The sequence below is a fragment of the Streptomyces olindensis genome (assembly GCF_040645895.1).
In the GTDB taxonomy this organism is placed as follows: Bacteria; Actinomycetota; Actinomycetes; order Streptomycetales; family Streptomycetaceae; genus Streptomyces; species Streptomyces olindensis.
This window is the reverse complement of the sequence record NZ_JBEYZD010000027.1, coordinates 61,136-79,384: the sequence shown is the minus strand read 5'-3', so window position 1 is coordinate 79,384 and position 18,249 is coordinate 61,136. Positions and strand designations below refer to the sequence as shown.

The 18,249-nt window shown below is 71.7% G+C and carries 11 protein-coding genes; 6 read left to right on the top strand and 5 right to left on the bottom strand.

Annotated elements, in window-relative coordinates:
* Nucleotides 1-29 precede the first annotated feature (29 nt).
* The gene (locus ABZ948_RS19435; protein ID WP_359761087.1) at nt 30-3,230 is read right to left on the bottom strand and encodes a tetratricopeptide repeat protein; all 3,201 of its coding nucleotides are present in this window, start codon (nt 3,228-3,230) and stop codon (nt 30-32) included.
* Nucleotides 3,231-3,468: 238 nt separating this feature from the next.
* On the opposite strand from ABZ948_RS19435, the gene ABZ948_RS19430 reads away from it, so the two are divergent.
* From ABZ948_RS19430 to ABZ948_RS19410, 5 genes are all read left to right on the top strand, one after another.
* A complete protein-coding gene (locus tag ABZ948_RS19430; RefSeq protein WP_359761085.1) occupies nt 3,469-5,502 on the top strand; it encodes a thioredoxin domain-containing protein in 2,034 nt (677 codons plus the stop codon).
* A gap of 133 nt (nt 5,503-5,635) precedes the next feature.
* Complete coding sequence (locus ABZ948_RS19425; protein ID WP_359761083.1) at nt 5,636-6,904, top strand: glycosyltransferase; 1,269 nt, start codon at nt 5,636-5,638, stop codon at nt 6,902-6,904.
* Nucleotides 6,901-8,550: an ArnT family glycosyltransferase gene (locus ABZ948_RS19420; protein WP_359761081.1), complete on the top strand. Its 1,650-nt coding sequence runs from the start codon at nt 6,901-6,903 to the stop codon at nt 8,548-8,550. Before ABZ948_RS19425 ends, ABZ948_RS19420 begins: the two co-directional genes overlap by 4 nt.
* Nucleotides 8,547-9,740 (top strand): glycosyltransferase, encoded by a 1,194-nt coding sequence (locus ABZ948_RS19415; protein WP_359761079.1) that lies wholly within the window; start codon nt 8,547-8,549, stop codon nt 9,738-9,740. Before ABZ948_RS19420 ends, ABZ948_RS19415 begins: the two co-directional genes overlap by 4 nt.
* The gene (locus ABZ948_RS19410; protein WP_359761077.1) at nt 9,737-12,148 is read left to right on the top strand and encodes a galactose oxidase family protein; all 2,412 of its coding nucleotides are present in this window, start codon (nt 9,737-9,739) and stop codon (nt 12,146-12,148) included. The genes ABZ948_RS19415 and ABZ948_RS19410 overlap by 4 nt, the downstream gene beginning before the upstream one ends.
* On the opposite strand, the gene ABZ948_RS19405 is transcribed toward ABZ948_RS19410, so the two are convergent.
* The 4 genes from ABZ948_RS19405 to trhA form a co-directional block, all read right to left on the bottom strand.
* Nucleotides 12,139-12,870 (bottom strand): Mut7-C RNAse domain-containing protein, encoded by a 732-nt coding sequence (locus ABZ948_RS19405; RefSeq protein ID WP_359761076.1) that lies wholly within the window; start codon nt 12,868-12,870, stop codon nt 12,139-12,141. The two genes, ABZ948_RS19410 and ABZ948_RS19405, sit on opposite strands and share 10 nt — an antisense overlap.
* A gap of 33 nt (nt 12,871-12,903) precedes the next feature.
* Nucleotides 12,904-13,530 carry a TetR/AcrR family transcriptional regulator gene (locus tag ABZ948_RS19400; protein ID WP_359761075.1) on the bottom strand — a complete coding sequence of 209 codons (627 nt, stop codon included), beginning with the start codon at nt 13,528-13,530 and terminating at the stop codon, nt 12,904-12,906.
* Nucleotides 13,531-13,535: 5 nt separating this feature from the next.
* Entirely contained in the window at nt 13,536-15,089 is a 1,554-nt protein-coding gene (locus ABZ948_RS19395; protein ID WP_359761073.1) for a DHA2 family efflux MFS transporter permease subunit, read from the bottom strand.
* Between the two features lie 124 nt (nt 15,090-15,213).
* Nucleotides 15,214-15,927 carry a PAQR family membrane homeostasis protein TrhA gene (trhA, locus tag ABZ948_RS19390; protein ID WP_359761072.1) on the bottom strand — a complete coding sequence of 238 codons (714 nt, stop codon included), beginning with the start codon at nt 15,925-15,927 and terminating at the stop codon, nt 15,214-15,216.
* A 324-nt stretch (nt 15,928-16,251) separates the two neighbouring features.
* Between trhA and ABZ948_RS19385 the strand changes: the two genes are divergently transcribed.
* On the top strand, nt 16,252-18,081 hold the full coding sequence (locus tag ABZ948_RS19385; protein ID WP_359761070.1) for a phosphoenolpyruvate carboxykinase (GTP): 1,830 nt from the start codon (nt 16,252-16,254) through the stop codon (nt 18,079-18,081).
* Nucleotides 18,082-18,249: the final 168 nt, after the last annotated feature.

Here is an 18,249-nt window from a genome sequence, read left to right as displayed (position 1 = left end):
AACCCACGACAAGGGCCCACGCGGGAGCCTCACTTGCGTACCTCCGACACCGCCACCCCCATCACCTCCCGCGCATGCCGGCTGGGCGTCATCCCCAGCCCCCAGGCCTGCCAGCCCGCCTCCAGGCTCACGCCGCGCTCCAGCAGCAGGGCCCACGCGTCGGCGTACTCGTCGAGCTTGTCGTCGCGCAGGGCGTGGCCGGCGCGGGACAGCTGGGACAGTTCCTCCTGGGCCACGGCCGTGCCGACCTCCATGCCGCCCGGTGCCGCATACGGCAGGAGGGTGCAGCGCAGGAAGCGGGCCCAGTCCTCGCCCCGGCGGTCGCCGTAGGACGTGAAGAGGTCCACGGCCTCGTCGCACAGGGCCAGGGCCTGCTGCGTGCGGGCGTTGCCCGCGTCCACGACCGCCAGCTCCAGGCACGTCCACGCCTCGCCGTGGGCGACGCCGATGCGCTGGAAGTCGGCGCGGGCGTCCACCAGGAGCTGGCGGGCGAAGCCGGAGTTGCGCAGCGAGCCCGTCTGGGCCGCGCGCTGGTCGCGGGTGACGCGCGCCGAATGATGGCGGGCGCAGGCCAGGCCGTACACGTCCCGCATGCGCGAGAACATCGTGCGCGAGCGTTCCAGCTCGCGGACCGCCTGGTCCAGGTTGCCGGTCTCCTCCAGGGCCTGCCCCAGGTAGTAGAGGGTCCAGGCCTCACCGCGCGCGTCCTCGTTGTCGCGGTGCCGGGCGGCCGCGCCGCGCAGCTCCTCCACGGCCGGGGACGCGTCCCCGGCGACCAGCCGCGCCCGGGCCAGCTGGGTCAGGGCCCACGCCTCGCCGCGGGCGTCGCGGGTGCGGCCGTACAGATCGAGGGCCGCCCGCAGCTCCGACTCGGCGCGCGCGACATCGCCCATGCGCAGACCGAGCTGACCGAGCTGGAAGTGCGCCCAGGCCTGGCCGTGCACGGACTCGCCCGCGCGGTGCAGGACCAGCGACTCGGTCAGCAGCTCCAGCGCCTCGCCCAGCCGGGCCCGGTCCCGCTCCACCGCCGCGAGGGCGTGCATCGTCCACGCCCGGTCCGTGGCCAGCGCGGGCGAGGACTGCAGGGCCAGGGCCTCGCGGAGCTTCGCCGACGCCTCCGTCAGGTTGCCCTGGTGGTGCAGGGTGATGCCCAGGGAACACAGGGCGCGGGCGGCACCGGCGTCGTGGTGCGCCTCCCGGTAGAGGTCGACGACCGACGCGAGGGTCGCACGGGCCTTGTCCAGCTCGCCCAGCTGCCGGGCCGCGATGCCGGTACGCCACTGCACCGAGCGGACCAGCAGCCCCTCGTCCACCGCCTGCGCGAGTTCGCTGATCTCACCCAGGCGGTACAGGTCGCCGCGCAGCAGGCAGTAGTCGCACAGCGCGCCCAGCAGGTTCAGCACCGCCGCCTGGTTCACGCCCTCGGCGTGCCGCAGCGCCGCCGTGATGAAGCTCGACTCGTCGTCCAGCCAGCGCAGCGCCTCGTCGAGGGAGGTGAAGCCGTACGGGCTGAAGCGGTTGGTGCGGGTCGACATGTTGCCGTCGACCATGCGCAGCACCGAGTCGGCCAGCTCGGCGTAGTTCACGATCAGCCGCTCCTGCGCCGCCGTGCGCTCGGCCGGTTCCTCCTCGTCGAGCAGGCGGGCCTGGGCGAAGGCGCGGACCAGGTCGTGCAGTCGGTAGCGGTTGCCCCGGACGTGGTCGATCAGGCCCGCGCGGGACAGCGCCTCCAGGTGGCGGGCCGCCTCGGCCTCGTCGGTGGCCAGCAGCGCGGCCGCCGCGGCGACGCCCAGCGAGGCCCGGCCGGCCAGGGCCAGCCGGCGCAGCAGCCGCCGTACGGTCTCCGACTGGTCGGTGTAGCGCAGCCACAGGGCGCGTTCCACCGGCTCCACCGGGCCGTACGCGCCGAGGTCCGTGGCCAGGGCGCGCGGGGAACGCGGGCCGAGGCAGGAGCCGGCGATGCGCAGCGCCAGCGGCAGTCCGCCGCACAGCTCGCGCACCTGGTCGGCGGACTCGGCGTCGTACGGCCCGGAGCGGTCCTGCGCCGCCGCGCCGAGCAGCTCCTCCGCGCCGGCCGCGTCCAGCGGCTCCACCGCCAGCTGGTGCACCCGCGCGGGCAGGTCCCCCAGCTCCAGTGGCCCCCGCGCGGTCACCAGCACCAGGCTGTCGGAGCGCTCCGGGACCAGGGCGCGGATCTGGCCCGCGTCCGAGGCGTCGTCGAGGACGACCGTGACCGGCAGGCCGGTCAGATGCTGGTGGTACAACTCGGCGAGCCGTTTGACCTGCTGGTCGGGGGAGGAGCGCTCGCGGAACAGCAGTTGCTCGCGGGGCGCGCCGAGCCGGTTGAGCAGGTGCAGCAGGGCGTCGCGGGTGGACAGCGGGGTCCCGGCCGGGCCCTCGGCGCGCAGGTCGACGACGCAGGCGCCGCGGAAGTAGTCCTTCAGGTCGTGCGTGGCGTGCACCGCGAGGGTCGTGCGGCCGCTGCCGGGCGTGCCGTGCAGGACGACCACGGTCGGCTGCGTCTCCGTGCTCGCCCGGGCCGCCTGCACCCACTGCCGGATCTGCGCCAGCTCCTGCCGCCGCCCCGCGAACGGCTTCGCCGGTTCCGGCAGCTGCGCGAAGGACTGCTCCAGCACGTTGCGCCCGCGCGCCGCCGCGCTCTTGTCGGCGCCCCGCAGCCGCGGCCCCGTCTTCTTCGGGCCGGTGGAGGCGGCGAGCACCCGCTGCTGGTCCAGGAACGGGCGGATGCCCCGCACCTCCAGCGCCGTCAGCCACTGCAGCCGCAACTGCTCCGGCCCGCCCGGCTGGCTCACGGCCCCGGCGCGGTGATGCGCGGCCGGCAGATGGGAGCCGACCACCTTCACGACCGTCGCGGCGGCGCCCACGACCCCGACCGTCACGCCCGCGCCCAGCGCCGTGCCGGTGCCCGTGCCCAGGGCCATGTCGGCGACGACGGCCGCGACGGCCGCGACCCCGGCCACCAGCAGCGGCGTCCCGGCGCCCTCCCGTGCGTACCGCTGCCCGAAGGTGAGCTGACCGGCCGCCGCCTCGTCCAGGGCGCGCGTGTACGCCTCGTACTCCTCCGCCGCGCTCCGCGCCATCGAGTCGAGCGCCCCGCGCGCCCGCGCGAGCAGCACCTTCCCGTCGCTGCGCCCGCCCGTGCGGCGCACCTCCTCCTCCACGGCCCGCACCAACAGCCGCTCGGCCTCCGCCCGATGACTGTCCCGCATGTCACGTCCCCCTCCGGCGGCAACGGCGATCCTCGGTGATCCCTCGGTCGTCCCTCGCGCGTTGTCTCGGTCGTGTTCCTGGTCAAGTGTGCTGCGGACGGCGCACCGGGGCGAGGGGGCGTGCCCGGCCCGATTCTGTGAAGACCCCGTCGCCCAGGCGTGCCGCGCGCCCGGCTCCCGCGCGTCCCGTGCGACGCCTGACGCGTCACAGGCCGGGTACTGCGGCAGGATGGGAACCATGCCGAACCGACTGGCGCACGAGACGTCCCCCTACCTCCTTCAGCACGCCGACAACCCCGTCGACTGGTGGCCCTGGTCGGCGGAGGCCTTCGAGGAGGCCCGCAAGCGGAACGTGCCCGTGCTGCTCAGCATCGGCTACAGCAGCTGCCACTGGTGTCACGTCATGGCGCACGAGTCCTTCGAGGACCAGGAGACCGCCGACTACCTCAACGCGCACTACGTGAGCGTGAAGGTCGACCGCGAGGAGCGCCCCGACGTCGACGCCGTCTACATGGAGGCCGTGCAGGCGGCGACCGGGCACGGGGGCTGGCCCATGACCGTCTTCCTCACCCCGGACGCCGAGCCGTTCTACTTCGGCACGTACTTCCCGCCGGCCCCCCGCCAGGGCATGCCGTCCTTCCGGCAGGTGCTCCAGGGCGTGCACCAGGCGTGGGAGGACCGGCGGGAGGAGGTCGACGAGGTCGCCGGGAAGATCGTGCGCGATCTGGCGGGGCGGGAGATCTCCTACGGCGACGCACAGACGCCCGGCGAGCAGGAGGTCGCGCAGGCGCTGCTCGCGCTCACCCGGGAGTACGACCCGCAGCGCGGCGGCTTCGGCGGGGCGCCCAAGTTCCCGCCGTCCATGGTGCTGGAGTTCCTGCTGAGGCACCATGCGCGGACCGGCGCCGAGGGCGCGCTGCAGATGGCGAGCGACACCTGCGAGCGCATGGCCCGGGGCGGGATCTACGACCAGCTCGGCGGCGGCTTCGCCCGCTACTCCGTCGACCGCGACTGGGTCGTGCCGCACTTCGAGAAGATGCTGTACGACAACGCCCTGCTGTGCCGGGTGTACGCCCACCTCTGGCGGGCCACCGGCTCGGAGCTGGCCCGCCGCGTGGCGCTGGAGACCGCCGACTTCATGGTGCGCGAACTGCGCACGGACGAGGGCGGGTTCGCCTCCGCGCTGGACGCCGACAGTGACGACGGCACGGGCCGCCACGTCGAGGGCGCCTACTACGTGTGGACGCCGGAGCAACTGCGCGAGGTGCTCGGCGAGCAGGACGGCGAGCTCGCCGCCCGGTACTTCGGCGTGACCGAGGAGGGCACCTTCGAGCACGGGCAGTCCGTTCTCCAACTGCCGCAGCAGGACGAGCTGTTCGACGCCGACAAGGTCGCCTCCGTCCGGGAGCGGCTGCTGGCGAAGCGGGCCGAGCGGCCCGCGCCCGGCCGGGACGACAAGGTCGTCGCCGCCTGGAACGGCCTGGCGATCGCCGCGCTCGCCGAGACCGGTGCCTACTTCGACCGGCCCGACCTCGTCGAGGCCGCCCTGGCCGCCGCCGATCTCCTGGTCCGGCTGCACCTGGACGAGCAGGCCCGCCTCACCCGCACCAGCAAGGACGGGCACGCGGGCGCCAACGCGGGTGTCCTGGAGGACTACGCGGACGTGGCGGAGGGCTTCCTCGCGCTCGGGTCCGTCACCGGGGAGGGCGTCTGGCTGGAGTTCGCCGGGTTCCTGCTCGACCATGTCCTGGCCCGCTTCACCGACCCGGAGTCGGGCTCCCTGTTCGACACGGCGGCCGACGCCGAGCGGCTGATCCGCCGGCCGCAGGACCCGACCGACAACGCCGCCCCCTCGGGCTGGACCGCGGCGGCCGGTGCCCTGCTGAGTTACGCCGCGCACACGGGGTCCGAGCCGCACCGCACGGCCGCCGAGAAGGCCCTCGGCGTCGTCAAGGCGCTCGGGCCGCGGGTGCCCCGCTTCATCGGCTGGGGGCTCGCCGTCGCGGAGGCCGTGCTGGACGGGCCGCGCGAGGTCGCGATCGTCGGGCCGTCTCTCGCACACGAGGGCACCAGGGCCCTGCACCGCACGGCGCTCCTGGGCACCGCGCCGGGCTCGGTCGTGGCCGTCGGGGCCCCGGAGAGCGAGGAGTTCCCGCTGCTCGCGGACCGTCCGCTGGTCGGCGGTGAACCGGCCGCGTACGTCTGCCGTAATTTCACATGTGACGCCCCGACGACCGAAGCTGACCGGTTGCGTGCGGTCTTGAGTAACTGAAGCCGCGAATCAACGGAAACACGCTCTTTATCGGAACAGCCCCCAGACTTCACAGTTCCCCCTTAATCTCTGCACAGTGCCGCGACGGATGGGACGGTCGCGACAGGGGGTTCTTGGATCTGGGGGGATCTGTTTGCTGACGTCTGTCTTCATCGCTGCCGTTTCACTGGCCCTGTTCTGGATGGCGGCGTTCACTTTGTGGTGGCAGATGCACGCCTGGCGCACGCCGGAAGTGCTCGCCTCCACCCGGTTCAGCAGTCCGGACGGGGACGAGCACGTCTCCTTCTCGCTGCTGCTGCCCGCCCGGCACGAACAGGCGGTGCTGGACCACACGATCCAGCGGCTGCTGGAGTCGAGCCACACCGACTTCGAGATCATCGTGATCGTCGGGCACGACGACCCGGAGACCACCGCCGTGGCCGAGCAGGCCGCCGCGCGTGACCCCCGGGTCCGCGTCGTCGTCGACACGCACGAGAAGAAGAACAAGCCGAAGGCCATGAACACGGCGCTGCCGCACTGCCGCGGCGACGTCGTCGGCGTGTTCGACGCGGAGGACCAGGTCCACCCCGAGCTCCTCGCGCACGTCGACCACGCCTTCCGCACCACCGGCGCCGACGTCGTCCAGGGCGGGGTACAGCTGATCAACTTCCACTCCAGCTGGTACAGCCTGCGCAACTGCCTGGAGTACTTCTTCTGGTTCCGCTCGCGGCTCCACCTGCACGCGCAGAAAGGTTTCATTCCGCTGGGCGGCAACACCGTCTTCGTCCGCACGGACGTCCTCAGGGAAGCCGGCGGCTGGGACCCGAACTGCCTCGCCGAGGACTGCGACCTGGGCGTGCGGCTGTCCAGCGTCGGCAAGAAGGTCGTCGTCGCCTACGACTCCGACATGGTGACCCGGGAGGAGACCCCGGGCTCGCTGATGTCCCTGCTGAAGCAGCGCACCCGCTGGAACCAGGGGTTCCTCCAGGTGTACCGGAAGAAGGACTGGAAGCAACTGCCCACCCTCGGGCAGCGGCTGCTCGCCCGCTACACCCTGATGACGCCGTTCATGCAGGCCTTCACCGGCCTGATCATCCCGCTCAACGTGGCGATCGCGCTCTTCCTCGACGTGCCCGTCGGCATCGCCTTCATCACCTTCCTGCCCGCCGTCACCGCCCTGGTCACCTTCGTCTTCGAGATCGTCGGACTGCACGACTTCGGCAGGCAGTACGGGCTGCGCGTGCGGTTCGCGCACTACCTGAAGCTGATCGTGGGCGGCCCCTTCTACCAGGTCCTGCTCGCCGGGGCGGCCGTCCGTGCCGTCTGGCGTGAGCAGCGCGGCCGCAACGACTGGGAGCTGACCAGCCATGTCGGGGCCCACCTCGACAAGACGGCCGTGACCCGAGAGGACGTCCCCGCGTGACCTCCACCCTTCCCGCGGCGACCACCCCGAAGGTCCCCCCGCAGCGCGGGCCCGCGCCCCGCACCGGTGCGCACCGGCGGATCGAGCCGCCGAGCCGGCTGCGCTCCTCCCGGCCCGACCTGCTCCTGTGCACGGTGCTGCTCGCGGCGATCCTCGTCGTGCAGGGCTGGAACATCGCCGACTACCCGGCCCTCAGCGACGACGAGGGCACCTACCTCGCTCAGGCCTGGTCGGTCCAGCAGGGCAACGGCCTCGCCCATTACACCTACTGGTACGACCACCCGCCGCTCGGCTGGATCCAGATCGCCGTCCTCACCTGGATCCCGGCGCTGATCAGCCCCGAGTCGATGACGGTGGGCACCATGCGCGCCGCGATGCTGGTGATCAGCGGCATCAGCGCGGTCCTCGTCTTCGTGCTGGGCCGGCGCCTCGCCCTGCCGCGCTGGGCGGCCGCGCTCGGCATGGTGTTCTTCGGCCTCTCGCCGCTGTCGGTCGTCCTCCAGCGGGAGATCTTCCTCGACAACCTCGCGGTGATGTGGACGCTGCTGGCCTTCACGCTGGCCGCCTCCCCGAGCCGCCACCTCTGGCACCACTTCGGCGCGGGGATAGCGGCCGCCACGGCCGTCCTCACCAAGGAGACGATGCTCGTCGTCCTGCCCGCCCTGTTCCTCACCATGTGGCGGCACAGCCACCGGGACACCCGCAAGTTCGCCCTCACCGGCGCCGTCACGGCCTGCGCCCTGATCGGCTTCTCGTATCCCCTGTTCGCCCTGCTCAAGGGCGAGCTGCTGCCGGGCGCCGGGCACGTCTCCCTCTGGGACGGCGTCAAGTACCAGATGACCAGGCCCGGTTCGGGTTTCATCCTGGACCAGGGCTCCGGATCCTGGGGCGTGCTCCAGTCGTGGCTGTACTACGACAAGATCCTGCCCCTCGGCGGCCTCGCGGGCGCCCTGCTGCTGCTCGCCACCTGGCGCTGGTCGGTCACCGCCCGCGCCCTGGCCGGACCCGCCCTGGCCGTCGCGATCTTCGCCGCGCTCGCGCTGCGCCCCAACGGCTACCTGCCCGCGATGTACGTCATCCAGGCCCTGCCGTTCCTCGCGCTGGTCCTCGCGGGAGGAACCGCATCCGTCGCCCACGCGGTGCTGAGCCGCTGGCGCTCCGAGGCGGAGAAACGGTACGTCAGCATGGGCCGGTACGCGCTCGCCACGGTCCTCGCCCTGGCCGCCGGCGCCTACGTCGTCCCGCACTGGTACGACGGCGCCCGCACCGCAGTCACCACCGACGCCAACGCCCCCTACAAGGCCGCCTCGAAGTGGCTCGCCACGGAGGTCGAGGACCCGGAGCGCACCCGGGTGCTGGTCGACGACGCGCTCTGGCTGGACCTGGTGCACCAGGGCTACGAGCCCGGACTCGGCGTCATCTGGTTCTACAAGGCCGACCTGGACCCGGCGGTGACGAAGACGATGCCGCGCGGCTGGAAGGACCTGGACTACGTCGTGGCCTCGCCGACCGTGCGGCGGGACGCGGCGGACCTGCCCAATGTCAAGGCCGCCATGGAGCACTCGGAACCGGTCGCCACCTTCGGCACCGGCGAGGACCGCATCGAGATCCGCCAGATCCAGACGTCCGCCGGAGGCGCGCGATGAGCCAGGAGTCCACCGTCCCCGGCGAGGTCGTCGAAACGGCCGAGATACCCGAACCGGGCGCCGTCACCATCGTCGTACCGACGTTCAACGAGTCGGCGAACGTACGGCAGTTGCTGCGCCAGATCACCGAGACCGTGCCGGCCCGGGTGCCCTGCGAGGTCGTCTTCGTGGACGACTCCACCGACGACACGCCCGAGGTCATCGAGAAGGCGGCGCAGGACTGCCCCTTCCCGGTGACCGTGCTGCACCGCGAGGAGCCGGTGGGCGGGCTCGGCGGCGCGGTCGTCGAGGGGCTGAAGGCGGCCACCTCCGACTGGATCGTCGTCATGGACGGCGACTGCCAGCACCCGCCGTCCCTCGTGCCCGACCTGGTCGCCACCGGCGAACGGGCGAACGCCGGGCTCGTCGTCGCCTCCCGGTACATCAAGGGCGGCAGCCGGGCCGGGCTCGCGGGCAGCTACCGCATCGCCGTCTCGCGCGGGGCGACCTGGCTGACCAAGGCGCTGTTCCCGCGCCGGCTGCACGGCATCAGCGACCCCATGAGCGGGTTCTTCGCGATCCGCCGCAGCGCGGTCACGGCCGAGGTGCTCCAGCCGCTCGGCTACAAGATCCTCCTCGAACTCGCCGTCCGCAGCCGCCCGCGCACGGTCACCGAGGTGCCGTTCGTCTTCCGGGACCGGTTCGCCGGGGAGTCCAAGTCGACCGCGCAGGAGGGCCTGCGGTTCCTGCGTCACCTGGCCGGACTGCGGGCCGCCTCGCCGGTCGCGCGGATGATCGGCTTCGGCCTGATCGGGCTGACCGGCTTCGTTCCGAACCTGCTCGGCCTGTGGGCGCTGACCGCGCTCGGCATGCACTACGTACCGGCGGAGATCCTCGCCAACCAGCTCGGCGTCGCCTGGAACTTCGTGCTCATCGAGCACCTGCTGTTCCGCGAGCGGCGCCGGCACCGGCGCTGGTGGGACCGCGCGGGGCGGTTCGCGCTGCTCGCCAACGCCGATCTGGTGCTGCGCATCCCGCTGATCGCCCTGTTCGTGCACCAGCTGCACCTGGGCGTGCTGTCGGCCACCGCGCTCGCGCTGGTGACGACGTTCGTCCTGCGCTTCGTCGCCACCGAAGCGCTGGTCTACCTGCCGCGCCGGGCCCGTGAGGAGTCCGTGCGCGACGGCCGCACCGCAAGGAGAGCCGTGTGAACAAGTACCGGAGAAGAACCGCATTCGCCGGCGTGGGCGCGCTCACGGCCGGCCTCCTGCTGACCGCACCCCAGCCCGCCTCCGCCGCCAACCTCATCAAGAACCCCGGCTTCGAGACCGCCGGCACCGGCGACATGCCGTACTGCTGGGAGAAGTCCGGCTGGGGCGACAACGACTTCACCTTCACCACCACGGCCGACGCGCACTCCGGCGCCAAGGCGATGAAGGTCGAGCTGACCCGCCGGGTCGACGGCGACCGCAAGGCGCTGATCACCGAGTCCGCCGACTGCGCACCGGTGGTGACGCCGGGCAAGCAGTACGACCTCGGCCTCTGGTACAAGACGACGACCCCGGACGCGGCGATCACCCTGTTCCGGCACGACACCACGGCCGGCTGGCAGTACTGGACCGACCTGAAGACGCTGGACATGGCGGGCGACTGGACCGAGGCGACGGTCCGCACGCCCGAGGTCCCGGCCGGCACCGACCGCATCTCCTGGGGCGTCTCCGTCTACGGCACCGGCTCCGCCACCACCGACGACTACACGATGGACCAGGTTCCCGACCCGGTCCTGCCACCGCAGTGCACCGGCACGGCGGAGCAGTGCGCCAACGGCAAGTGGGACGTGCTGCCCACGCAGAACCCGGTCCGCTCCATGCACTCGGTCGTCCTGCACAACGGCAAGGTGCTGCTGATCGCGGGTTCCGGCAACGACGAGTCGATGTTCGAGGCGGGCACCTTCACCTCGGCGGTCTACGACCCGGCGGACGGCTCCTACAAGGTCATCCCCACGCCGAAGGACATGTTCTGCGCCGGGCACGTGCAGCTCCAGGACGGCCGCGTGCTGGTGATGTCCGGCAACAAGGGCTACCCGACGGCGGACGGCCGGATCGGCTACCAGGGCTACAAGGACTCGTACATCTTCGACCCGGAGACCGAGACCTACACCAAGACCAACGACATGAACGACGGCCACTGGTACCCGTCGGCGACGATCCTCGGCAACGGTGACGTCATCTCCTTCGGCGGCCTGCGCGAGGACTCCACCGGCTCGGTCGCCGCCGAGCTGTTCTCCGAGGCCGAGCAGCAGTGGCAGCCGCTGTGGAAGGTCAACCAGACCTGGTCGTACTGGGGCCTGTACCCGTCGATGATCCTGATGCAGGACGGCCGCCTCTTCTACTCGGGCAGCCACGTCTTCGGCAACAACATCCCCGGCACCGGCTCGGCCATCTACGACTACGGCGCCAACACCATCACCCAGGTGCCGGGCCTGCGGAACAAGGACGAGCGCGACCAGTCGGCCAGCGTGCTGCTGCCCCCGGCGCAGGACCAGAAGGTCCTCACCCTCGGCGGCGGCAACATCGACTCCAACCCGGAGGCGAACCGCCTGACCGACATCATCGACCTCAAGCAGCCCAACCCGTCGTACGTGGCCGGGCCGCCGATCCCGCAGGGCACGGTCGACCTGGGCGACGGGCCCGTCCCGCAGACCGGCGACCAGGGGAAGATGTACGTCTCCGCGGTGCTCCTGCCCGACGGCAAGGTGCTGGAGACAGGCGGCGCGCTGCACAACCGGGCCAACCCGGTCTACGAGACGTCGATCTTCGACCCGGAGTCGGAGACGTTCGACCCGGTGGCCGTCGACCCCGAGGCGCGCGGCTACCACTCCTCGGCGTTCCTGCTGCCCGACGGCCGGGTGATGACCACCGGCGACAACCCGGGCAACGGCTCCTGGAACCACGACGTGTCGGTCTACAGCCCGCCCTACCTGTTCAAGGGCCCGCGTCCGCAGATCACGTCGGTCATCGACACCGAGTGGAACTACGGCGACACCCAGCGGATCACCGTCGACCGGCCCATCGCCAAGGCCGAGCTGATCCGCCCGGCCGCCGTCACGCACTCCTCCGACCCGAACCAGCGGTTCGTGGACCTGCCGCTGTCGGTCGACGGCGACAACGTCGACCTGAACGTGACGAGCAACCCCAACCTGGCCCCGCCCGGCTGGTACATGCTCTTCGCGGTCGATGCGGGCGGGGTGCCGTCGGTGGCGAAGTGGGTGCACCTCCAAGGCCCGCAGGCCCTCAAGGCGACGGACGCCTCCGCCCACGTCCACGACTTCGCGGACGAGCCCGAGGGCAAGGTCGCGGGGCCCGGCAAGAAGCGCACGTCGCAGAAGGTCAGCCCGACCATCTCCGGCTGCGACCGGCACTACGGCTCGATCAACGTCTGCGTGCCGACGGACTTCCCGGCGGAGGTGAAGAAGACGACGGCCGACCGCTGCGAGTGGCTCCGGGCGAACGACTACGGCCGCCTGAAGGTCAACGGCAGGGACGACCCGCTGGGCCTGGACCGGAACGGGGACGGGATCGCCTGCGGGAAGGGCGATGTGAGGAAGAGTCAGCGCTGACCGCGTGACTCCGCCAGGGCGCGCTCCACGATGGCCTCCAGCTGCTCGTGGTGCGCGCCCTTCCAGTACGCCCGCCCGCACGCCGTGCACTGCGCGAACACGTCGTACGTGGCGTGCGTGCCGTGCTTGAGCTGGTCGGCGACCTCGTCCTTGGTCGCCGTGCGCAGCACCCCGTTGCAGGCCGTGCACCGCGTCCACGGCAGCAGCTCGGGCCGGAACCGGTCCAGGACGTCCCGGAGCTGCTCCTCGGGGCGCGTGCTGTAGACGAACGCCCCCGCCCACAGCTCCCGGCGCCGCAGCAGCCCCCGGTCACGGCTGAGCATGACGCGCCGCTCGGCCGCCGAACGCGCCGCGAGGGCCGGGTCGCCGATGTCGGTCGACTCGTACGCCGTGTCCACGCCCAGCAGCCGCAGCCGCCGGGCCAGCGTGCCGAGGTGGACGTCGAGGAGGAACCGCAGGGGAGCGCCCGGGACCTGCTGGGGACGCGCGACGGTCCGTACGGTCACCGCCTCCCCGGCCGCCGGGACGTGCGAGACGGGCACCTCGCTGCCGTCCACGAGCAGCGCGCCCACCTCGGTCAGCGGCACGCCGAGGGACTCGACGACGTGGCCGAGGCTGGAGACGCCGTCGGTGGCGGCCCGGACCGTGCCGTTCCTGCGGGCCTGGGGGACGAAGACGTGCAGTTCGGGCGCGAAGTCGACGTGGATCTCGGGACCGTTCACCCGGCCAGGATGCCACGGGGACGGGCGCCGGCCTCAGGGTTTTCCGGTCGGCAGGCCGTGCTCCAGGACGTCCAGGGCGCGGTCGACCAGGTCCCGGATGTCGTCGCGGTGGCCGGTCTCGGCCCAGTAGTGGGAGACCTCCATGAGCCCGCCCATCACGGACATGGCGAAGACCCGCAGCTCCAGGCTGTCGGGGTCGAGCCCGGAGCGCTCGGCGAGGGCGTCGCGGAGCAGCCGGCCGGTGGCCGCGGTGCTCTCGATCATGCGGGCGCGGACCGCGGGGACCTCGACGCCGAGCCGCGTCCGCAGCCGGGTCACCTCGGGTTCCTCGGCGAGGCTCAGGTCGAGGGCCGTGCGCATCACGTGCCGCAGGGTGTCGGCCCAGGACTCGTCCAGCGGCCGGGTCCGCAGCTCCTCCAGCATCACCGGGTCCCACTCGTCGGTGATGACGATGTCCTCCTTGGTCGGGAAGTACCGGAAGACGGTCGACGGCGACACCTCGGCGCGGTCGGCGATCTGCTCGATCGTCGTGGCGTCGTAGCCCTGCTCCTCGATCAGCGCGTAGGTCGCCGTGCGGATCGCCTGGCGGGTCTTGATCTTCTTCCGCTCCCGGAGTCCCAGCTGGGGGCGGTCGGCGGGGGTGGTGCGTGGGGCCGTCATACAGATCATTGTCGGGCATCGGCCTCCGGCTCGGCCATGGCCGGGCGGTCGCTCTCCGGGCCCCCGGCGGACGGGGTGCCGGGCAGGAAGGCCGCGGTGAGCAGTGCGGCGACCAGGGCCGCGACGCCGCACACCAGCAGGACGACGCCCATGCCCTGCACGTACGCGCTGTTCGCGGACGCGGCGAGGCCGGTGGTGCCGGTGCGCTCGGCGACGAGGTGCGCGGCGACCACGGACTCCCCGGCGGTGTCGGCGGCCCGGGCGGGCAGGCCGCTCACGTCGAGCCGGTCCCGGTAGACACCCGCGAGGAGGCTGCCGAGCAGGGCGATGCCGACGGCGCTGCCGACCTGGCGCAGGGTCATCAGCAGGCCGGAACCGCTGCCGGCCCGCTCCGCAGGCAGTGCGGCCAGTGCCCCGTCCATCGCCGGGACCACGGCGAAGCCGAAGCCGAGGCCGGTGACGGTCAGCCACAGCGCGGTGAAGCCGTAGCCGGAGCCGTCCGCCGTGCGGCTGCCGAGGAACGCGGCGAACGCGAGCACCACCAGGCCGCAGGTGACCACCGCGCGGGGGCCGAACCGGGCGACGACCGGCTGGGCGCAGCGTGCGGAGACCATCAGGCCCGCCATCATCGGCAGCAGCCGCAGCCCGGTGCCGAAGGCGTCGTGGCCGAGGACGGCCTGGAGGTAGGGCGGCAGCAGGAACAGCAGGCCCGCGAGGACGAAGGTGACGAGGGTCGCCGTGAGGGTGTTGACGAGGAAGCCCCGGTGGCGGAGCAGCTCCATGTCGAGCATGGGCCGCGCCGCCCGCCGCTCGCGCAGCACGAGCCCGGCGAGCAGGACCGCGGAGCCCGCGAGGAACCCCCACACCAGGGGGTCGCCCCAGCCGCGCGTGGGCGCCTCGATGATGGCGTAGACGAGGGCGCCGAGTCCGGCCGCGATGAGTGCCGTGGCGGCGGTGTCGACCTTGGGGGACGCGGGGTCCCGGGTCTCGGGGAGCAGGAACAGGCAGGCCGTGATGCCGATGCCGACCATGGGCACGTTGATCAGGAAGACCGAGCCCCACCAGAAGTGGTCCAGCAGCCAGCCGCCCAGGATCGGGCCGAGCGGCATCCCGAGCGCGGAGGCGGCCGACATGACGCCGATGGCCTTGGACCGCTCGTCCGGCCCGAACAGCGAGGGCAGCACGGACAGCGCGAGCGGCATGACCAGCGCGCCGCCGACGCCCATCACGGCACGGGCGGCGACGACCCAGGCCACGTCGGGGGCCAGGGCGCCCACGACCGAGCCGGCGAGGAAGATCCCGAGCCCGGTGACCAGCATGAGCCGCCGCCCGAACCGGTCGCCGAGCAGCCCGGCGGGGAGCATCAGCGCCGCGAAGACGACGACGTAGGCGTCCGCCATCCACTGCTGTTCCCCCGTGGCGGCGCCGAGGTCGGCGGCCATGGTCGGCAGCGCGACGTTGAGGATCGTCATGTCGAAGCCGAGCGTGAGCATGCTCGCGACCAGGGCCGACAGAGCCCACCAACGGCGAGGGTCGGAACCTGAAGTGGTAGTAACCATGAAATGACAGTAACTCTCATAAGCCTCACGCTGTCAATCGGTAGTGCCTTTCGGGGTAGTGGGACGGGACAGCGAAAAGGGCCACGGCTCGAAGCCGTGGCCCTGGAGGCCGGAGCGGGGGAGATCAGGCGTGCTGGTACGCCACCAGCGAGATTCCGACGTAGTGCGCGATGAAGGCCGCCAGCGTCAAGGAGTGGAACACCTCGTGAAAGCCGAACCAGCGCGGTGACGGGTTCGGCCGCTTGATCCCGTAGACGACGCCGCCCGCGCTGTAGAGCACGCCGCCGACGATGACCAGGACGAGGACCGCGATGCCGCCGGTCCGCATGAAGTCCGGCAGGTAGAAGACGGCCGCCCAGCCCATCGCGATGTAGCACGGCGTGTAGAGCCAGCGCGGGGCGCCGACCCAGAAGACCCGGAAGGCGATCCCGGCGGCGGCCGCCGCCCAGATGCCCCACAGCAGCCACCGGCCCTTCGCGCCCGGCAGGAGAAGCATCGTCAGCGGTGTGTACGTGCCGGCGATGATCAGGAAGATGTTGGAGTGGTCCAGTCGGCGCAGGATGCCGTCCATGCGGGGGCTCCAGTTGCCCCGGTGGTACAGCGCGCTCACGCCGAACAGCAGACAGGCGGTCAGAGCGAAGATGCCGCAGGCGATGCGCCCTCTGGTCGAGTCGGCGAGGGCGGTGAGCACCAGGCCCGCGACGAGGACGGCCGGAAACATGCCGAGGTGCAGCCAGCCGCGCAGCTTGGGCTTCACCGGGTGCGGCAAAGAGAGCGCCTGCGGACCGCGGCCGTCGGCCGGCGTGTCCGTGGGCGCGTCGGGGGCGAACGCAGTCATGGCCGAATGGTAGCTACGGAACCGTAAGTGACGTATCAGTCCGCCGGATTGGCCGACGAAGAGTGGCCATCCTCTCACCGTGACCCAACGATGGTTACGCAAACGGGCGGTCTGGTGAACGCAACGTGCACGTAAAGGGGCGCGAGAAACCGTGGCGATCCTCACGTTGCTCACCTGTGCGCTCCTCTGGACAGATGGGCGCTCACGTCGGATGATCAAATGAGTGCGGTCGGCACCGGATGAGCGCCAAGTTTCACCGTGAAGCATCCGGGTCGCAGCCCCCACGGGGCCTCCACATCAAAAAACCCTCATTTAGGAGCAATCGTGGCGCGCGACATCGCGGCTCCCACCGTCCCCACCACTCATCAGGGACTGATCTCGTGGGTCAACGAGATCGCAGAACTGACGCAGCCGGACAACGTGGTCTGGTGTGACGGATCCGAGGCCGAGTACGAGCGCCTGTGCGGGGAGCTCGTCCAGAAGGGCACCTTCCGGAAACTCGACCCGATCAAGCGCCCCCACTCCTACTACGCCGCCTCCGACCCCACCGACGTCGCGCGCGTCGAGGACCGGACGTTCATCTGCTCCGAGAAGGAGGAGGACGCCGGCCCCACGAACCACTGGAAGGCCCCCGCCGAGATGCGGGAGATCTTCCAGGGCTCCGGCGGCCAGGGCGGTCTGTTCCGCGGCTCGATGCGCGGCCGGACCATGTACGTCGTGCCCTTCTGCATGGGCCCGCTCGGCTCGCCGCTGTCCGCGCTCGGCGTGGAGATCACCGACTCGGCGTACGTCGCCGTGTCCATGCGCACGATGACCCGCATGGGTCAGGCGGTGCTCGACGAGCTCGGCTCCGACGGCTTCTTCGTCAAGGCCGTGCACACCCTGGGCGCCCCGCTGGAGCCCGGCCAGGAGGACGTCCCCTGGCCCTGCAACCAGACCAAGTACATCTCGCACTTCCCCGAGGACCGCGAGATCTGGTCCTACGGCTCCGGCTACGGCGGCAACGCCCTGCTCGGCAAGAAGTGCTACGCCCTGCGCATCGCCTCCGTCATGGCCCGTGACGAGGGCTGGCTGGCCGAGCACATGCTCGTCCTCAAGCTGACCCCGCCGCGCGGCGAGGCCAAGTACGTCGCCGCGGCCTTCCCGAGCGCCTGCGGCAAGACCAACCTCGCCATGCTGGAGCCGACCATCCCCGGCTGGACGGTCGAGACCATCGGCGACGACATCGCCTGGATGCGCTTCGGCGAGGACGGCCGCCTCTACGCCATCAACCCCGAGGCCGGCTTCTTCGGCGTCGCGCCCGGCACCGGCGAGCACACCAACGCCAACGCCATGAAGACGCTGTGGGGCAACTCCGTCTTCACCAACGTCGCGCTCACCGACGACAACGACGTGTGGTGGGAGGGCATGACGGAGGAGACCCCCGCCCACCTGACGGACTGGAAGGGCAACGACTGGACGCCCGAGTCGGGCGTTCCGGCCGCCCACCCCAACGCCCGCTTCACCGTCCCGGCCTCGCAGTGCCCGATCATCGCGCCGGAGTGGGAGGACCCCAAGGGCGTGCCGATCTCGGCGATCCTCTTCGGCGGCCGCCGCGCCACCGCCGTGCCGCTGGTGACGGAGTCCTTCGACTGGAACCACGGCGTCTTCCTCGGCGCCAACGTGGCCTCCGAGAAGACCGCCGCCGCCGAGGGCAAGGTCGGCGAGCTGCGCCGCGACCCCTTCGCGATGCTGCCCTTCTGCGGCTACAACATGGGCGACTACATGGCCCACTGGATCGACGTGGCCAAGGACAAGGACCAGTCCAAGCTGCCGAAGATCTACTACGTCAACTGGTTCCGCAAGGACGACGAGGGCACATTCGTCTGGCCCGGCTTCGGCGAGAACTCCCGCGTCCTGAAGTGGATCGTGGAACGCCTGGAGGGCAAGGCCGAGGGCGTCGAGACCCCGATCGGCATCCTGCCGACGAAGGACGCCCTCGACACGGACGGCCTGGAACTGGCCGACTCCGACCTGGAGTTCCTCCTCACGGTCGACAAGGAGGTCTGGCGCGAGGAGGCCGCCCTGGTCCCCGAGCACCTCAACACCTTCGGCGACCACACGCCGAAGGAGCTGTGGGACCAGTACCGCGCCCTGGTGGAGCGCCTGGGCTGAGCCCCACCCCGAACTCCGCGGCCGGCCGGAACCGACAGTGCCCTGACCAGCAACATCGTCACGGCCGGCCGCGGTGAACGCACCACCGCAGGCAGGGGTCCGCACAACGGCGTGCGGGCCCCCGCCTCCGTCGTTCCCGCGCGCCCCCTTGCTCACAGGATCTTCACG

Bases quoted from the DNA above. Each gene is read 5' to 3' on its own strand.
- ABZ948_RS19435 (WP_359761087.1), bottom strand. From the start codon at position 3,230: ATGCGGGACAGTCATCGGGCGGAGGCCGAGCGGCTGTTGGTGCGGGCC.
- ABZ948_RS19430 (WP_359761085.1), top strand. From the start codon at position 3,469: ATGCCGAACCGACTGGCGCACGAGACGTCCCCCTACCTCCTTCAGCAC.
- ABZ948_RS19415 (WP_359761079.1), top strand. From the start codon at position 8,547: ATGAGCCAGGAGTCCACCGTCCCCGGCGAGGTCGTCGAAACGGCCGAG.
- ABZ948_RS19400 (WP_359761075.1), bottom strand. From the start codon at position 13,530: ATGACGGCCCCACGCACCACCCCCGCCGACCGCCCCCAGCTGGGACTC.
- ABZ948_RS19395 (WP_359761073.1), bottom strand. From the start codon at position 15,089: ATGGTTACTACCACTTCAGGTTCCGACCCTCGCCGTTGGTGGGCTCTG.
- trhA (WP_359761072.1), bottom strand. From the start codon at position 15,927: ATGACTGCGTTCGCCCCCGACGCGCCCACGGACACGCCGGCCGACGGC.